At 47.0% G+C, this 16,974-nt stretch carries 16 protein-coding genes; 1 reads left to right on the top strand and 15 read right to left on the bottom strand.

Annotated features, from left to right (window positions below; genetic code table 11):
* Positions 1 to 99 precede the first annotated feature (99 nt).
* From C7R91_RS15895 to C7R91_RS15860, 8 genes are all read right to left on the bottom strand, one after another.
* Positions 100 to 1,392: an NPP1 family protein gene (locus C7R91_RS15895; protein WP_083995045.1), complete on the bottom strand. Its 1,293-nt coding sequence runs from the start codon at positions 1,390 to 1,392 to the stop codon at positions 100 to 102.
* A gap of 446 nt (positions 1,393 to 1,838) precedes the next feature.
* Positions 1,839 to 2,330 carry an SRPBCC family protein gene (locus tag C7R91_RS15890; protein ID WP_047069267.1) on the bottom strand — a complete coding sequence of 164 codons (492 nt, stop codon included), beginning with the start codon at positions 2,328 to 2,330 and terminating at the stop codon, positions 1,839 to 1,841.
* Positions 2,331 to 2,349: 19 nt separating this feature from the next.
* On the bottom strand, positions 2,350 to 3,177 hold the full coding sequence (locus tag C7R91_RS15885; protein ID WP_047069265.1) for a carbohydrate ABC transporter permease: 828 nt from the start codon (positions 3,175 to 3,177) through the stop codon (positions 2,350 to 2,352).
* Positions 3,178 to 3,189: 12 nt separating this feature from the next.
* On the bottom strand, positions 3,190 to 4,500 hold the full coding sequence (locus C7R91_RS15880) for a carbohydrate ABC transporter permease (RefSeq protein WP_047069507.1): 1,311 nt from the start codon (positions 4,498 to 4,500) through the stop codon (positions 3,190 to 3,192).
* 108 nt (positions 4,501 to 4,608) lie between these two features.
* The gene (locus C7R91_RS15875) at positions 4,609 to 5,946 is read right to left on the bottom strand and encodes an extracellular solute-binding protein (protein WP_047069264.1); all 1,338 of its coding nucleotides are present in this window, start codon (positions 5,944 to 5,946) and stop codon (positions 4,609 to 4,611) included.
* A 23-nt stretch (positions 5,947 to 5,969) separates the two neighbouring features.
* Entirely contained in the window at positions 5,970 to 7,028 is a 1,059-nt protein-coding gene (locus C7R91_RS15870) for a Gfo/Idh/MocA family protein (RefSeq protein WP_047069263.1), read from the bottom strand.
* 11 nt (positions 7,029 to 7,039) lie between these two features.
* Entirely contained in the window at positions 7,040 to 8,008 is a 969-nt protein-coding gene (locus C7R91_RS15865) for a sugar phosphate isomerase/epimerase family protein (RefSeq protein ID WP_047069262.1), read from the bottom strand.
* Between the two features lie 64 nt (positions 8,009 to 8,072).
* Positions 8,073 to 9,059: a substrate-binding domain-containing protein gene (locus C7R91_RS15860; RefSeq protein ID WP_083995044.1), complete on the bottom strand. Its 987-nt coding sequence runs from the start codon at positions 9,057 to 9,059 to the stop codon at positions 8,073 to 8,075.
* 189 nt (positions 9,060 to 9,248) lie between these two features.
* Here C7R91_RS15860 and C7R91_RS15855 point away from each other — a divergent pair, with 189 nt between their 5' ends.
* A complete protein-coding gene (locus tag C7R91_RS15855) occupies positions 9,249 to 10,145 on the top strand; it encodes an NAD-dependent epimerase/dehydratase family protein (protein WP_047069259.1) in 897 nt (298 codons plus the stop codon).
* Positions 10,146 to 10,163: 18 nt separating this feature from the next.
* Here C7R91_RS15855 and C7R91_RS15850 read toward each other — a convergent pair whose 3' ends face one another.
* From C7R91_RS15850 to C7R91_RS15820, 7 genes are all read right to left on the bottom strand, one after another.
* The gene (locus C7R91_RS15850) at positions 10,164 to 10,646 is read right to left on the bottom strand and encodes a MarR family winged helix-turn-helix transcriptional regulator (protein ID WP_047069258.1); all 483 of its coding nucleotides are present in this window, start codon (positions 10,644 to 10,646) and stop codon (positions 10,164 to 10,166) included.
* 146 nt (positions 10,647 to 10,792) lie between these two features.
* Positions 10,793 to 12,130, bottom strand: coding sequence for a serine hydroxymethyltransferase (gene glyA, locus C7R91_RS15845; RefSeq protein WP_047069257.1), 1,338 nt, complete (start codon positions 12,128 to 12,130; stop codon positions 10,793 to 10,795).
* A gap of 11 nt (positions 12,131 to 12,141) precedes the next feature.
* Positions 12,142 to 12,804 (bottom strand): GntR family transcriptional regulator, encoded by a 663-nt coding sequence (locus tag C7R91_RS15840; RefSeq protein ID WP_047069256.1) that lies wholly within the window; start codon positions 12,802 to 12,804, stop codon positions 12,142 to 12,144.
* A gap of 206 nt (positions 12,805 to 13,010) precedes the next feature.
* Positions 13,011 to 13,610, bottom strand: a complete 600-nt coding sequence (locus C7R91_RS15835; RefSeq protein WP_047069255.1) for a TetR/AcrR family transcriptional regulator — start codon at positions 13,608 to 13,610, stop codon at positions 13,011 to 13,013.
* An 8-nt stretch (positions 13,611 to 13,618) separates the two neighbouring features.
* Positions 13,619 to 14,371: an alpha/beta fold hydrolase gene (locus C7R91_RS15830; protein ID WP_047069254.1), complete on the bottom strand. Its 753-nt coding sequence runs from the start codon at positions 14,369 to 14,371 to the stop codon at positions 13,619 to 13,621.
* A 156-nt stretch (positions 14,372 to 14,527) separates the two neighbouring features.
* Positions 14,528 to 15,460 (bottom strand): response regulator, encoded by a 933-nt coding sequence (locus C7R91_RS15825; protein WP_047069253.1) that lies wholly within the window; start codon positions 15,458 to 15,460, stop codon positions 14,528 to 14,530.
* A gap of 4 nt (positions 15,461 to 15,464) precedes the next feature.
* Entirely contained in the window at positions 15,465 to 16,724 is a 1,260-nt protein-coding gene (locus tag C7R91_RS15820) for an ATP-binding protein (RefSeq protein ID WP_047069506.1), read from the bottom strand.
* Positions 16,725 to 16,974 lie beyond the last annotated feature (250 nt).

The raw sequence follows: 16,974 nt of genomic DNA, 5'->3' as shown, positions 1-16,974 counted from the left end.
TCGATCTCCCCACACTTGTAAACAGCCAGTCGCCGGTTGAATTCCGACGACTGGCTGCTTAAACTTGTATCTTTCTTTGAAACATACCTTTTCTCCAAATCAGCGTGTATTACTAATTTTAAATGATGATGCTTTGTCATGAAAACCTTCCAAGATAAATACCTGTTCAGCATTCGTATCATTTACATATTCTCTTTTAGCCCCACCATAGTTTGCATGTTCAAAAAGTTCCACTTTTGTATATGCTCCTACAATCACAGTTGAAGCCATATCGTTAAAAGAACTACCAATTGGACTATTGGCGAATGAAGGTTGTGAGACTGTTTCGGTATAGTAATATCCTGAATTGCCGTTATTATTATACGGATGTTGTAAAAACGTTACACTATGCTGTGGAAGTGGATCAATTTCGTATGACGATATCGTATCATTAAAGGTAGTGAGATCGTAGGTTTTCACATCATTACTATCATTTATGATCGTATGTCTATATCCGCCTTTATTCGAATGTTGATACCCCACAAGCCTTGTGTGTGGGTCCAAATTTACACTAGAAATTTTATCTTCAAAGTATGCTCCGCCTGGATAACTTCCCACCCAGTTTCTTGAGACTGAATCTCTAAAAGACTGGCCTGTGCCTGAATAATTTTCAAAAAATGTTACAAAGTTACGCTTTGAATCATCTGCATAGGCATCAAAAGTAATCCCCGGAGGTTTTGCACTGTTAAGGGCGTCATTGAATCGTTCATCATTGATTTTAATCGTTGCGGATCCAAAGTCTGTTTGCATCAGTGTATTTCGTACATGAAGGTTCGGATAACCATCCCATCCAACTAACGGTGGTGAAAACCATTTACCTGTATAATTCTCAGGTGGTTCGTCATTACTGTTTGCTAGACGAATAAAATGAGTGGAACCTCCATCTTTGTGGTAAACCACTTTTGGGTGATTGTTTTCAAACAGTACGTTGGATCGAGGATCTACTTTCCAACCACGATGTTCTGAACGGGACACATATTGGATTTGATTATCTTGAATCCACACCACCACATGTTCCCAGTCATGTCTGTGCCCACTTGCCGCCGGACCAAGAGTAGACTGATCTTTTTCAAAATAGCTAGCATACATAATCGCAGTCCAACCGTTATTCGTTTTGGATCTAGAGTAGGTATTTGAGTTTTCGAGCTGTCGAGGGTCTCGGCAGTTCCCGTTCACGTCTCCACCTAGAGCTAATCCGGGATTAGTCCTCCCCTCAGGGGTTATTGCTGAGGTGGCATAGCATCCATCTTTATCATAGTCATATAACGGTGCAAACTCCAGTTCTAATTGCGATGCATTCTGTGGCAGCGAACTAATTACATCTGCACTTGCATTTCCAGCATTCAACAGCATTGAAAGTGCAAAAACGGAAACGACAGTAGCTTTAGAAATAGCTTTTTTCGTATTAATTTTGGATCCCTCCTAAAAATTTTTAGTAATCAACAATTTGTTGATTCGACTAATCATATTATGGGATAAATAGTATGTAAATGAAAAATATTCCAGTAAATAAACGAATTTAGCTCTAATTAAACAACCTGCCTCCGATGACATTTCGGCAGCAGGTTGCGGTATTAGGATCGGCTAACCGTAGATGCTGTAAACGGATCATTCAGATGGAGGAGATCGAGGAATCATATCGAGAAGACGAAAACTAGCAGAAAGAACCGTCAGTGCATTCTTGACGGTTCCTCCTCGTGATGAATCGTTACAATCGATTTCATTATTTTTCTGCAAGCCTAGCCTAGGGGTAAGACCAGGTTCGGGCTTTCTCATTTATTCTCGCAATACATCCAGACCTATTTCACAAGCCCTTCTCTTAATGTGTTGATCCCATGCTCCAGATACCCCTTCAAACAGCTTAAGACGTACACCCAGCCTTCCTTATTGTCGACCATTTTTTGCAGGAGCGCTGGATCCTCTTCTTGAAAACCCTCTTCGTTCACTTCAATGATCGTCGTGGCTTCATCCACCGCTTTTAACGTAATCGTTACAATATTTTCTTCTCCAGCCCACTGGAAAACGATTCGTTTATTCACTTCGATTTCGTGAACGGTAATCCCCACTTCTGCGTTGTAAATATCGTAGAATAACGTAATGCTCTTCCCTTCCTCCCACCTTGCTGAGCTGGAAGAGAACCAGAAGTTGCCGATTTTCGCCGGGTCCACGAATGCTTCGAACAATTCTTGGGCAGGCCTGTTAATCTGAAATTTTGTAAGATTATTCATGCGCTCGTCAACTCTCTTTCGGATTGCTGCTTCCACCGTATCACAATCATACTTGTGAGACAAATAATTGAATGACTCCCTTTTATTCTTTTACTGCTCCAGAAGTCAAACCTGAGATAATCCGCTTCTGGAAAATCAACACCATCACCACAAGCGGGATCGTCACAATAATAGACGCAGCAGATATTTCTCCCCACGGGATTGTAAACATTCCCTGAAACATGACGATTCCCACAGGCACTGTCTTCATCGCTTCCTGCGTATTCAACGTCAAGGCGAACAAAAATTCATTCCACGCTGCTATAAAAACGAGGATGGCGGTCGTGAAAACCCCAGGCATGGCGAGTGGGAAAAATACTTTGGTCATCGTCTGCCAAATGCTCGCGCCGTCTACTTTGGCTGCTTCGCCCAAATCACTCGGTATTTTGCGGAAAAAGATCGTCAAATTCCAGATGGCTAGCGGCAGCGCAAAAGTTGTATAAGGAATAATTAGGCCTGTGTAGCTGTTCGTTAAGCCCATCGATTGCATGAACATAAAAATAGGTGAGATGGTAGCGATCTGCGGAAACATGGACACAGCAAGTACAACACCCAATATAATCGCCTTTCCCCGAAAGGACAGCCAGGCAATCGCATATGCAGCAAAGGAAGCGATCGTAATGGAGTAGAGAGTGGTTAACGTCGCCACGACAGTCGAATTCCACAAGTAACGGGCAAACGGTCTTTCCGTAAAGACACGGACAAAGTTGTCAAACGAAGGATTTTGGATGATAAAATGAAAGGCTCGATCTCCAAACAGCTCCGCTGGTGGCTTCAATGCTGCGAGGAGAATCCATAAAAACGGAAACATCACAAGAAAGACGAATAGCAGTAGACCCACGTAAAACAAGGGACCCGTATGTTTGCGCATCCAATCAACTCCTTATTTGCCACTGCCGTCACTCAGCAGATCAGCTCCCAATATTTTGACATAGCCGATGGAAATCAATGCCACACATAAAAAGACAATGACTGCGAGCGCAGAACCTTCTCCGAAGCTCATTTGAGCAAACATCGTTTTATACGCGTAGATAGAAATGGTCTCGGTCGAGTTCCCGGGTGCCCCACCTGTCAGCGTGTAAATCAGGTCAAATACGCGGAACGCATCAAGTGTGCGGAACAATAACGCCACCAGAATGGTTGATTTCAGCATCGGAAGCGTGATACGAAAAAATTGCTGGGTGCGGGTGGCACCATCGACAGATGCTGCTTCATACAAGCTCTGGGGGATCGTTTGCAGGCCAGCGAATATGAGCAAAGCCATGAACGGCGTGGTTTTCCACACGTCTGCCAAAATGACGGAAAACATGGCTCCAGCCTTTGTCGTAAGAAGCATCCCCATATCCGAGATCAGCCCCGCCTGCTCAAAGAGATAGGCGATGATGCCATTCTGCCCATCGTACAAAAACTTCCACATCATCGCGGAGATGACAGTCGGAATCGCCCACGGAATTAACACGGTTGCCCGAACAAGACTCCTTCCACGAAAAGGTCGATTGATCAACAATGCAATCAATATGCCGAGCACCAGTTCAATGGCAACGGAGATAACGGTAAAAAACGCCGTATTGTACAGAGCCCCCCACATCCGCGCGTCCGTTAAAAACTTTTGGTAGTAGGCAAAGCCAACAAAATTGGGCTCGATAATCGAAGCTTCAATGCCTTGGATCACGCCAAGAGCACCCTCTGGCTTCGAAAGCAGCTTTTGTTCACTCATTTGCAAAAGAACCGCTCTGACTTCCGCCAAGCTGGTTTTGATAGACTCTGTTTGTTCATTTGAGAGGCTCACATATTTGAGTTCTGTCGGGACTGGTTTAAAGTCCAGCAATAGCTGGTCGATCATTTGGTATCGGTTCGCGATCTCGCCTGATTGGTTGAGGGAGGTGTTCGTTTGTTCGATTTGCGCTTGGAGCGCGTTCAGTTTTTCCTTTGATGACCCTTCTGCAGATTCTGCCTCCCTCTTTATATACCGGAGCAGATTGGGTAACGTGCTGACGTAACGTTCCATATCTAGTCCGTATGAAGAGTGAATCTCTGATTTCGTCGGGTCGTTCAACCGGATGTCGTGCAGACTGATCCAAAAGGATCGCATGACAGGCCAAATCGCGATAACAAGTATGATGAGCAGTGCAGGAAAAATCAGCAAATACCCCATTTGTTTTTCTGAGAGAGACATTTTGGTTGATCGATTCATCCGTTCACCACCTTCCTTCCCGCTAGAAGCTTGCTTGTGCTTGCCAGATTGTTGTGCAACTTCCAAGGAGGCCGGTTAGCCCCCCTTGGAAGCGCCATATGTTGCCGCTTATTTTTTGATCAATTCGTTCATCTGCGTTTCCATGTTTTGCACCGCTTGCTCGGCTGTTTGCTGTCCCGCGAGCGCTTTGGACACTTCGATCTGGATTACTTCCGAAATTTTTGGATAGATCGGAGTCGTTGGACGGGATACAGCAGCGCTTACGCCATCGACGAAATCTTTGTTGGCAAACAACGGACTGGCTTTTTGAACATCGGCATCCTCGTAAGCTGGCAGGTAGGTTGGTGCGAGCCCACCTTCTACTGCCGATATTTTCTGACCCTCTGGACCTGTCATGAATTTGAGGAATTCCCATGCTTCTTTTGGGTGCTTCGAGAACTTGTTGATTCCGCCCATCCAACCGCCGAGCGCTGCTGCGGAGCCTGCATCGCCTGCTGGCAGCGGAGCGATCCCGACTTGATCAACGATTTTGGACTGGGCCTGATCCTGCGCCAACGCGAACTGATACGGCCAGTTGCGGATAAATGGTGCCTGCCCTTCTAGGAACGCCGTGTGTGATTCCGGCTCCATGAATGTGGTGATATTGGTTGGGACGAAATCAGATTTGACGACCTCGATCATTTTTTTCAATCCTTTGATCGTAGCTGGATTGTTGACTGCTACTTTGCCTTGTTCATCCAAAATTTTTCCACCGTACGATGCACTGAACTCGACAAAATTGCAAACCAATCCTTCATATTGCTTGGCTTGCATCAAGTAGCCGAACTTCGTGCCGCCCTTGCCCTTCGTTGCTTTTGCTTGGGCAATCAGGTCATCCCACGTCTTTGGGGCTTCGGATACGAGATCTTTGCGGTAAAACAAGAGTCCCGCGTCGATAAACTTGGGCATGGTCCATTGCTGACCGCCAAAGTTCCCGGCATCCATGGCCCCTTTGATATATTTTCCGGTTTCGATCCCGTCCTGTTCCATCAGGCGGTCGAGCGGCAGAAGATAACCCGCTTGTGCGAATTCAGCTGGCCAGATGACATCGAGGTCAAACACGTCGATCTCGGAGGATTGGGCACTAAACATGGTGACGTATTGATCATGACTCTGCCCGGAATCAGCAGGCATCTCACGAATTTCTACTTCGATATTCGGATGGGCCTTTTGGAACGCTTCCACGAGCTTTTTGGTGGAATCCGTCGCGTCCTTTCCGCGTGCGTAGACAAGCTTGATTTTTTCGGCTGTGGGCTGTGCTGGCTCTGTTTTGGGTGCGGTTGGTGTTGAAGGCTGTGATGGAGTTGTATCTGTAGAAGCTTGCTGAGGTGTGGAAGAACATGCTGCCAGTGAGAAGGCCATTAATAAGGTAAGTCCAACGGATGTAAGTCTTTTCGCAACTTTCATCTAAGTAACCCCCTATGCTCATGTTAGAAACGGACTGCTTCACCTTTTTGTGCGGATGCGTAGATGGCTTCAATCAATCTGTTGATGTACAAGGCTTGTTCCGGTGTGCAGAGAACCTCTGCTTTCCCTTCGATGGCGTCTATGAAATTACGGAATAAGAGTATGCGTTCTTTTTGAGGTTTTGGTGTTAATTCTGTCGAAGCAGTTACGCCGTTCCACTCGTGGTAAAGCGTGAACTGGTTCTCCAATAAACGAAGGGATGCCCCACCCTCTTGTCCATATAGTTGAAGGAAAACGTTTTCCTCTGCGATGTGAGAAGCCCAGCTTGCATCGAGCGTAAGCGACAATCCGTTCTCAAAGGTGATCATCGCCACTGCCATATCTTCCACGTCAAACTTCCCGTTATCATCGATCCTTCCCCACTCTGACAAGCCGCGTTTGTGAGGTCCGAATTGCGCGTACGTCTGTCCGAGGACGGATACAGGCTTTGGATGGTCCAAGAGCCATAAGGTCAAATCGAGCATATGTACGCCGATGTCAATCAACGGACCGCCGCCTGCCCATTCTTTTTGCGTAAACCAGCTTCCCCATCCGGGTATTCCATTTCGTCTGACCCATCCGGTCTTGGCATGATAAATGTTCCCCAGCTTTCCTTCCTTCAGCCATGTTTTGACTTGCAGGGAATCGCTTCGGAATCGGTTGTTTTGTGCTACCATGAGGATTTTGTCTGCTTTCTTCGCGGCTTCGATCATTTCCTCTGCTTCTTGGGCATTCATCGCCATCGGCTTTTCGCATAGCAAGTGTTTGCCTGCTGCAAGCGCACTTTTTGTTGCTTCTGCATGCAAGTAGTTCGGGACACAAACAATAATCGCGTCTGTATCAGACTCTTGTAGCATTGTCTCGTATTCAGTGAAAACTTGTGGAATATCATGCCGTTTCGCACGATAGGAAGCCATTTCTGAGGAAATATCTGCAATGGCAACTACCTCTGCTCGCGGCTCTTCCCTGATCGCCTCCAGGTGTGCTTCTGTAATCCCCCCTGCACCGATGATTCCGATTTTCCATTTGCGCTGATTCGTCATATTCTCCCCTCCTACACCCACCACAGATTCTGGACTGGTTCTCGCAAGATGACTTGCTGCAGATTTTGAACAGCTCGTTGAAAGCCTTCCTCAATCGACATGATGGCATCCTCGTGCTCGATGCTCACGACATAATCGTATCCATTCATGCGCAGTGCACTCATCATATCTGCCCACGTCTGCTGTGAATGACCATAGCCTACAGTCCGGAAATACCACGCACGTTCATGTAGATTGGCGTAGGAATTCATATCCGTCAGCCCGTACATATTCACTTTTTCCTGGTCAATGTACGTGTCTTTGGCATGGAAATGATAAATGGCTTTTTCTTTGCCCAAGATTTTGATTGCAGCTACTGGATCAATCCCTTGCCACCACATATGACTAGGATCGAAGTTTGCCCCGATTCCCTCGCCTACCTGTTCCCGCAGCTTCAACAGTGTCCCTGGTGTGTGGACGAGAAAGCCGCCATGCAGTTCCAACGCAACCTTGACATGATGCTCAGTCGCATAAGCAGCCCATTCGCGCCAATACGGGATGAGCTTTTCGTTCCATTGCCAATGGAGCACGTCTCGATACTCATTGGGCCAAGGAGCAACAGGCCAGCTGGGGTACTTCGCTCCTTCGTGGTCGCCTGCCGTGCCGGAAAAGCAATTGACCACAGGCACCTCCAGCATCTCGGCAAGCTGTACCGTTTTCACAAACGTATCGTGGGACTGCTGCGCAAAGCTTTTATCTGGTGTCAACGGGTTGCCGTGACAACTGAGCGCGCTGATTATCAATCCCCGATCCTCTACTGCTTTTTTGTACGCTCGTCTTTTTTCCGGATTTTCCAACAGCTCATCCAGGTTGCAGTGTGCATTGCCCGGATAGCAGCCTGTGCCGATTTCCACGGCTTCTAAACCTGCCGCCTTCACATGATCCAGCATTTCTTCGAACGACTTCTCGCTAAAAAGAACGGTAAATACGCCAAGCTTCATATCTCTTCACCCCTTTTGAATGAGTAAACTCGGTTGCTTCTTCTATATGGTAAGACTTGTTGCCTCACTTCAGTAAAGCGCTTACGGTTTGGCGAATCACGAGATGGTGTGGGACGGTGCTCATTCTCTCTACAGGTTCATTGCGGATTTGTCTGAGTAACTGCTCTGCTGCGGCTTTTCCGTACATGAACGGGTCATTGTGCACGGTGGTGAGCATGGGGCGGGATAATGAGGCGAGCTCCAAATTGTCGAAGCCCATGACGGAGATGTCTTCTGGTACACGAATGCCATGGTCATACAAGTAATTGAGGACGCCCACCGCCATCAGGTCTGTGGCGACAAAAACGGCTGTCGGGCGAATTTTTTCCTCACAAATACGGCGCATGGCTTCGTAACCGCTCTTGGCTGTGAATTCCCCTTCCACGACGAATCCTTCATGGATCGGCAAATCATGTGCCCGCATGGCTTTTCGGTAACCGCCCATGCGATCCAGACCGCACGGCGGGTCCCACAGTGGACCAGATATACACGCAATCTTGGTATGGCCTTGCGAGATGAGATAGGCCGTAGCATCATAGGAGGCTTGCACATTGTTGACGTTGACAGTCGGAATCTGATAGCCGGGCAAATCGTGGCCGGTAACAACAAGGGGAACCTGAATTTCTTGCAGCGTCTGGATATTGCCCTCCAGGAAATGAATGCTCGCAATAATGACACCATCGATTTGTTTTTCTTTGAACAGTCGCAAGTACTTTAGCTCTTTGTCCACCACTTCATCGGATATCGCCAAGAACATGCTGTAGTCGTACTCACTAATGACGCTGTCAATTCCGTAAATGAGATTGGAGTAAAAATTGTTGGAGATATCGGGAACCATCACCCCGATGATGCGGGTTTCCTTGCTGACCAAGCTCCTGGCAATCGCATTCGGCTGAAAGCCCGTCTCCTGCACGATTTTCAAGACTCTTTCCCGCAGCTCTGGACGGACTGGCTTGGAATTGTTCAGCACGCGCGAAACAGTCGCGATGGAAACGTTGGCGAGTTGTGCGATGTCTTTAATGGTTACAGTAATGGTTCTTCACCCACTTTCTATGTAACGGGTAAACGTTTTCCTAATTTGAAAATAACACCCAACTTTTGTTTTGTCAATATTCAGTTAATTACAAACACTGTTGACATCGCATTAAAGTTACTAAATAATTTAGTTACTAAATTAATTGTGTTTGAGGGAGGTTTTGTCATGAATGTTTTCCTTACAGGGATAACAGGTTATGTCGGGTCCGTAGTGGCCAAGTATTTTCAGTCCCAGGGGTATCAGGTTGCTGGTCTTGTTCGATCGGAAGAGAAAGCAGAGCTGTTGCTCTCACAAGGCTTCACCCCGATTATTGGCGATCTTGCGGATACCACCCTGTTAACAAAAAGCGTTAAAAAATTCGATGGGGTCATTCATATGGCGATCTCGCACACTCCTGATATGGAAAAACTGGATGTAGCAGCGGTTCAGGCAATGCTTGATGGTTTGGAAGGCACAGGGAAGCCATTCATTTATACGAGCGGAACGCTGATCTATAACGATACGTACGACAATGTCGTGGATGAGGACTCTCCTCTCAACCCTTTGCCTTTTCTCCAATGGAAAGCGAACCAGGAACAGGAAGTTTTAAGAGCTGCCAAGCGCAATATTCGTACGATCGTCATACGTCCTACACTTGTGTATGGTCGTGGCGGTGGACTCATTCAAGCAACGATTCAAAGGACGAAGCTCTCTCAATCAGCCAACTATATCGATGACGGGCAAACCGCATGGTCTACTATCGATGTTGATGATTTGGCGAGGCTTTACGAATCCGCTTTTTTGCGAGCACAGCCATGCTCATTATTCAATGCAACTTCCAAGGAAATGATCACGACAAAAGAGCTCATGACTTCGATTGCCAAAATAGCTGGGATAGAAAAAGTGGAATCATGGAGCTACGAGGATGCGGCCAAAGCATTAGGACCAGCCGCTTGGGGGGCGAGCATCAACCAGAGGATATCTGGATTGCGCGCTGAACAACAGCTGCATTGGAGCCCCTCTGCGAACTCGCTCCTCAAAGAGCTGGAGCAAGGTTCTTATCAAAACAATAAAAAACCATAGTTCATCTTCGAACTATGGTCATGCTTCATCGCTATCCTGGTAGGTATGCAGGAATCTGATTGATTTCGTTAAAATCCGTATGAGTGCCTGCGCATCATCCGTACCAAGATGCTCATGCAGCTGCTGAAAACGATTAAACAGCTCTTGCTCCCTCGCTGCCACAAAATCAAAGCCCTCTTTCGTAGGGGCTACGAGAATGGAGCGTCGATCTTTGGGTCCCACGGTACGGGTGATAAGCCCAAGCTGTTCGAGTGATTGAATGACATGGGTCACAGCTGCTGACGTTATTTTCAACTGTTTGCCTAGCTCGGAGACTCTGATGCCGTTCGTACCAGGTGGACTAACGTAGGTCAAGTAAACAAGCATATTCAATTCGCTCTGCCGGAGGTCTTTCGAAGGACTGAAAACATGTCCGATCCGCTTCAACTGACCAAATACGAGAGCTAGCTCTTTCGTCGTCTGATCAATGGTAACATCCGAGTTTGTATGGTCTGTACTCATCCGTTTAGACTCCCATTCTTTGATGGTATCAATCGATTATTTACGAAATGAAATGATATTGTCAAGAATGAGAGTCCACTTACTACCCGAAAAAGCACCGTATGCCAAGGTCAGAACTCCGGCATACGGTGTTATTCCTAACTACTCTATTCTGGGAAGCAGAACTGCATCTTGCTAAACGATCTGCGCAATTCGATCACCTTAGATTGGACAACCTCTGGCTTTTCCCTGCCTGACAACACACTTACAATCAACTCTGCAATCGTGTCCATCTCTTGTTCCTTCATGCCAAAGCGAGTGACTTCTGTCGTCCCAATGCGCAGACCGCTTGGAAAGTCCCAATCTTCAGGACCGTCACCAGGAATCAAATTTTTGTTGGTAATGATGTTCGCTTCTGCCAATCGCTTGCCTACCTCGTACCCACCGCCAAACTCTTTTACGTCTAGAATGACTTGGTGTGTACGTGTATAGCCTTTGTGTGCGCAAAGCACCCGTATTCCCCGTTCATCGAATGCTTTTCCCAGTGCTTGTGCATTCGTCACAATTTGCGCCATGTATTCCTTGCCAAATGCCAAAAACTCCGCCGCCGCCGCTGCTAATGCCGCTACCCGGTTGACTTGATGTGTCGCGGCAAGGGCTGGGAAGATGGCATCTGTAATCGGTACCGAGAGTTCCGGGTCATTCCAGACGATGATGCCGCTTTGTGGACCGCTAAACGTTTTCCCAGCAGAGCCAGTCATCACACATGCCCCTTCTCGCAACGGGTCCTGAAATTGACCGCCACCGATCAACCCCAACTGGTGTGCGCCATCAAAATAAATGCGACCGCCCCATTCTTTCACGATCTCAGCCATCTCCTTCAGTGGAAATGGAAATAAGGTCATGGACGCTCCTAGGGTAACGAGCTTTGGCCTAACTTGCCGTGCGACTTTAGCGAACTCTTCCAGATCAACGGTAAGCTCAACGGGGTCCATGGGCACATCGACAATTTGCAAACCACGAATGCCAGCAGGCCCGTCTACCCGATTGCTGGAATGCCCCCCAAACGGTTGCGCGATCGTCATAATCGTATCGCCCGGTTGCGTTAACGCCGCGTAGACCGTCATGTTCCCGATCATGCTCGCTACCAGTCGATGGTCCGCAAAGTTAGCGTGGAATACTTTTTTTAACAGCTCAACACATAACGCTTCGATTTCATCGATATATTTTGTGCCCGCGAACCATCTCTGCGTGCTGCCGATATGTCCTTCCGCAGCGCGAGTACCAACCTCAGAAGCGAGCAATTGACGTACGATGGGCGTGGTGGGTGCTTCTGGTGCGAGCAAATTCAAACATTCCTCGCCTCGCCAAATCGCATTGCGGTTGACAGCATTCACGATCTCTTGCTGAATCAGACGGTGAGACGGACTCTCTTCGATAATGGATCGCGCCCATTGCAAAACACGCGAATCATGTACTTCCCCCTTCATTTCAACCGTACTCATGCCATTACCCCCTATTCATCATTGGAATGGTCCGTAAGCAATCTGCCAAGGCTGATCCAGTTTTCTTCCACCAAAGAAGAGGCAAGCTGACTGTTGTTGTCTCGAAATGCTTCGATGATTCTGCTGTGCTGTTTTACTGATTCCCCCCCTTCTAAGGAACCAAACCGAGCAAATTCCAAACGCCGAACTTTCGGTACAACTCGCTCAAGTGCCAAATAGATTTCTCGATTACCCGCAGCCTCGAGGATCACGTCGTGAAAGCCGTCATCTGCTTCAATCGCTTTGATCACATCTTGCTGTTCGAGCGCGACCCGCAGCTTTTCATTCCATTGCTCCAGACTACAGATGTCCTCCCTTTCAAATGGCATCGACAATCGTGCTGCCACCCCATGTAAGGCCGCAACAACCGGAAAAGCGTGCTTCGCCTCCTTTTCAAGTAAGGGTGTTACCCGTGTGAGAGATCCCGGAACGGATTCAATTAAACCTTCGTCTTCCAACCGTTTGAGCGCTTCTCTTACGGGTGTTCGACTCACGCCAAATAAAGCCGCCAGTTCGTTGTCGTTGACTCGTTGTCCTGGCTTTAGTTCTAGCATGATGATCGCTTTTTTCAAGCCTTGGTATACTTGTTCGCGTAATGTGGGGCGTTCGATCTGTTTGATTAGGTTCGTGTCCATAAAACCAATATATTGGTTTTGTTGATTTCTGTCAATTCTAAATTTTCGTATATATCAACTTGAACGAATACACTATACGAACTCATTTTATTTTGCCTCTCTAACTATTTGCAGGTATACCAAAGTACCAAAGGTATTACAGGAAAAAAGGCTGCCCCACCAGTATCATTTACGAATGGGTTAGCCTCTTCATTATTGAACGATACCTATGGGTTTGTTGGGTCATTACAATACTCCCGAACAATCTGCTCCTTCATCTCTTCAACCGGAAACCCTTCCGGATAAGTCGTCATCATCAGCATTGCGCCCTGGAGCGCCGACGAAAAATAGAGTGATCTCAATCTGGGCTGCTTTACGCCTAATTGTTTGAAGATCTGGCACTGGACTTCAAACTGCCTGCGTGACTCCTCATTTAACTGCTCTCTGTAAGAAGCAAGTACCCGATCATCTTCCGGCTGCGTTTGCAAATTCAAGTAAAAACGATAGACATCCGGTCGCTGGTAGACGTTATCAAGCGCACCGTCGACTATATGGCGCAGCTGTTCGTGCGGCGTTGCTAGCTGAGTCGCAGCCTCCATCACTTCTTTTACTTCCTCGATCCGTACCTGGACCATCGCGGCGAGAAGCTCTTCTTTTCCTTTATAATAATTGTAAAGCAGTCCCTTTGATATCTGGGCCTGTTTGGCTACATCGTCGATTGAGGTCGCGTGGTAGCCTTTTTTTATGAACAGCGTCATCGCGGCATTATGGATCTTATCTTTTGCAGCTTGGCGAATTCGCTCATTTTCAGCTGGGGTACGCGGCACGGTTTACGTCAATCCTCCAAAAAATCAGTGATGGCGCGAGCGATTTCTTCTGGATGTGTCAACGTTGGTTTATGATCGGCACCCGTTATCTCGATAACCCTATGCTCTGGCAAAACTTGTTGAAAATGTTCGGCGATACGGTGTAGATCAGGCGCATCTTCCTTGCCGAGGAGAAAACATGTTTTATCAGCCAAATCTCCCAGACGCTCAATCGCAGGTGGTTGCGGCCATATGGACTCCCAAGTGGCCCACTCGAACATTTTCGCTATATTATGCTTCGTCATCTCTACCATGAGGTCCTTCTGGGGACTTGCCATCACGACGCGGTACGAGCAGGAGGACAGAGAAAGCTCCAACATGCGGTCAACATCCGGTGCTGCCGCTTGAATTGTCTGCATCCATTCTGTGAAAGGCTTGCTGAATGTATAGCCTGACAAATCTGGAGCGATCAACACGAGCTTGCTCACTCTCTGAGGATATGCCAAGGCAAACTCTGTTGCAATTCGCCCGCCTATCGAGTGCCCTACGAGCGTGGTTTCATCCAGCTGGAAGTGATCCATGACAGAAAGCAAATCATCGACGTAGTTCGCTGTCTTTGTTGGGGACGGCGATTTCCCACAGCCGCGTCCGTCAAAAGCGATGACCTGATAATGCTTCGCCAGAATCGGCGTGACAAAGGTCCAATCTCGCAAATCAGCACCGCCACTGTGCAATAGAATGACTGGTTTTCCTTCCCCTGAAACCTCATAGTACAAATCCATCGGTGATCCCTCCATGAAATGTGGATTTGGTATATGATCCCAGTTTATTGTTGAATGAACGTTTAGTCAATAAAAAATAAGTGTATTTCCCATACAAAACAAAAAGCCCTAATCAACCTGATCAGGACTTACTTCTACACGCCAGACACTGAAATATCACGCTTCCGACTGTATGCGCTTCGCCTCTGCATACAGAACTTGAATGAACTTTTTCATATTAATCCGAATATCTGAACTTGGCGATGCGGCATTGCTCTTTAACTCCGCCATCTTCTTCCACACGTACGTAAAATCAAAAAACTGCGAAGCGTAATTTTCGAACTTCCAATTCGACAGGTCAGCAAGCCCAAGAGACGCCAAGTGATTCAGCGACTGATAGATCGCTCGACGGACTCTCTGCTCAGAAGCTTTGACTACCTTGGCGATTTGTGGATCGTCCACTGCTACTCCGAGCCTTTCCTGTGCTACTGCCACAAAAATCTCTTTCAAGGCCGGAAATCCATTTTTAAACGTATGCGTCTGTTCGTATCCATGCAAGAAGTCCAAAATATCGAGCAAATCATTGCTACCATTGTCTCCCGCTATGCCCAACTCTGTTAATAGAAATTGCCCCGCCTCGCGAAGGGGTTTGCCCAGTGACGGACGAAGTTGTCCGGAAGGCGGCTGGTCCACTTGCATGACCGCATTCAGCGATTTGTGAATGTCTCGTATCGAACGCTCGAGGCGAATTTTCTCGATCACTTTTTGAAGAATTGTCACGACTTCGATCTTGTTTACCGGCTTGATAATGTAGTATTCACTTCCAAGGGCGTAAGCTTGGGCAATCAAATCTTTTGTTTCAGCCTGAGAGATCATGACGATCTTTCCTGTGAATGTCGGCTTCACTTGGCGAATCGTCTCAATCCCATCCCGGTTGGGCATGAACAAATCGATCAGCAAAATATCTACATTGCGTGCGGTTAACGTATGACCGTCTACCATCGAGCCGTCAGATGCTTCCCCCACAACTTCGCCCAGATTCTCGTCTTCTATAATTTCCGTCAACATGAGACGTACAGCATCATCGTCATCCACTAAATAAAACAGCATCTTCTCACTCTTTCTTCGTTATCGGATCAATTGGTAATCGCATGAGAAAAGTTGTCCCCTTCCCATCTGCTCCATCCTGTAGGGAGATTTCCCCTTGCCATTGTTCTACCAATTGTTGTACATAAGACAGTCCGATCCCTGTAGAGGGGTTGCCGGTTTGATCGTATTTCGTAGTAAAGCCAGGCTTGAACAGCAGAGCCTTTCGCCTTGGAGGCACTCCCGGTCCGTCATCGTTGATTCTGATTTCCACAAGATCCCCTATCCGATCAATATCAATGGAAATAGCTCCTGTTTGCTGGATGGCTTCTACAGCATTTGCCACCAGATTATTGATCAGGGAAAGCATCATGAATACATGGTAGAGCGGATGTGTCCCCGAAATGGAAGCTGTGATCTGTATGTCCTTCTCCAACAAAGTAGCATACTTCATATTGCTTCGTCTGATAATGTCCACGAGCTGATGGATGTCCATATAATCCGTAATGCTTTCATCGGAAATCAGCTTGTGCAGCCCTGCAAAAATGCGTTGATTATCCTTTTTAATCTCGTGAACCTCGCCTGCAACAATCAATGCTTTCTTGGCAAAGCTCTCTACACTCGTGGCTACCTGTTCCTTATGAAGCTCATGCAAGCCTTGGTATAGCTCGAAAGACTTCATACTAATACTCTCGGCATTTTGCAGCGTTTTTTTCAAATGAATCGATTCCTCATACAAAGTGGAAATCAGCATAAGCATGTGTTCGTTCTGTTTTCTTGTCTGTTGCTCTCGCGACTGTGCTTCGTACAGCTTCATCATGTTGAGAAAACTAATCACGATAAAGCTGTGGGATAGGGCGATGACGAGCATTTCTTGCACCGCTCCCCATGTGAGGACGGTATCCAGCAGTACATGTTGCGAGAGAAACTCAATGAGGTCAGCCAACACTTCGATGACCATTCCCAGTAATCCAACCAAAATGGTCCTGTTGTGAAAATGGCGTATTCCGGTTAAATAAAACAGAACACAATAAGCGAAATAAAAGAAAAAGCTAGAATAATGCGCTTGGAGAGAAGCCTCCCATGCTGTATGATTCCCGGCGACAAGGTCAATCACAATCCGGAAGCATACGACCGTTATCCCCGTCAAAAAGCCAGCGAAAACAGATGGAATTCTTTGAAACAGTAATAAAAAGAAGAAAAAGGTCGGGGCTCCGAAGCTGATTCGAAATGTCTCATTGACGGGATAAAATTTCAACTCCCCTGCCAATGGGACCGTAATAAGCATGAGCACCAATATATACCAATCCCGTTTTACTTGTGTCTGAACACGCACGCCTTTCACTTCCCACGTTGTTTCTTGATGCCCCTATCTATTTTTACCGAGGATTCGCATATAGGACAAGTAAAAAAAAATGTGAAACTCTCATGAAACAATCTGTGAGTTTTTGTTTTATTTTGTAGGGTGGTTGTAAAGTGATCATTATATGTATTTTGCGAGGTGTGGAAGCGCTTTCTCTTCCTCCTCGCGTAAGAGC

It is taken from the genome of Brevibacillus formosus (assembly GCF_003013405.1).
GTDB classification, from domain to species: Bacteria; Bacillota; Bacilli; order Brevibacillales; family Brevibacillaceae; genus Brevibacillus; species Brevibacillus formosus.
This window is presented reverse-complemented; position numbering and strand designations above follow the sequence as displayed.

Bases quoted from the DNA above. Each gene is read 5' to 3' on its own strand.
- C7R91_RS15820 (WP_047069506.1), bottom strand. From the start codon at position 16,724: ATGCTTATTACGGTCCCATTGGCAGGGGAGTTGAAATTTTATCCCGTC.
- C7R91_RS15885 (WP_047069265.1), bottom strand. From the start codon at position 3,177: ATGCGCAAACATACGGGTCCCTTGTTTTACGTGGGTCTACTGCTATTC.
- C7R91_RS15825 (WP_047069253.1), bottom strand. From the start codon at position 15,460: ATGCTGTTTTATTTAGTGGATGACGATGATGCTGTACGTCTCATGTTG.
- C7R91_RS15870 (WP_047069263.1), bottom strand. From the start codon at position 7,028: ATGACGAATCAGCGCAAATGGAAAATCGGAATCATCGGTGCAGGGGGG.
- C7R91_RS15865 (WP_047069262.1), bottom strand. From the start codon at position 8,008: ATGAAGCTTGGCGTATTTACCGTTCTTTTTAGCGAGAAGTCGTTCGAA.
- C7R91_RS15840 (WP_047069256.1), bottom strand. From the start codon at position 12,804: ATGGACACGAACCTAATCAAACAGATCGAACGCCCCACATTACGCGAA.
- C7R91_RS15880 (WP_047069507.1), bottom strand. From the start codon at position 4,500: ATGAATCGATCAACCAAAATGTCTCTCTCAGAAAAACAAATGGGGTAT.
- C7R91_RS15855 (WP_047069259.1), top strand. From the start codon at position 9,249: ATGAATGTTTTCCTTACAGGGATAACAGGTTATGTCGGGTCCGTAGTG.
- C7R91_RS15875 (WP_047069264.1), bottom strand. From the start codon at position 5,946: ATGAAAGTTGCGAAAAGACTTACATCCGTTGGACTTACCTTATTAATG.
- C7R91_RS15830 (WP_047069254.1), bottom strand. From the start codon at position 14,371: ATGGATTTGTACTATGAGGTTTCAGGGGAAGGAAAACCAGTCATTCTA.
- C7R91_RS15850 (WP_047069258.1), bottom strand. From the start codon at position 10,646: ATGAGTACAGACCATACAAACTCGGATGTTACCATTGATCAGACGACG.
- glyA (WP_047069257.1), bottom strand. From the start codon at position 12,130: ATGAGTACGGTTGAAATGAAGGGGGAAGTACATGATTCGCGTGTTTTG.
- C7R91_RS15895 (WP_083995045.1), bottom strand. From the start codon at position 1,392: ATGCTGTTGAATGCTGGAAATGCAAGTGCAGATGTAATTAGTTCGCTG.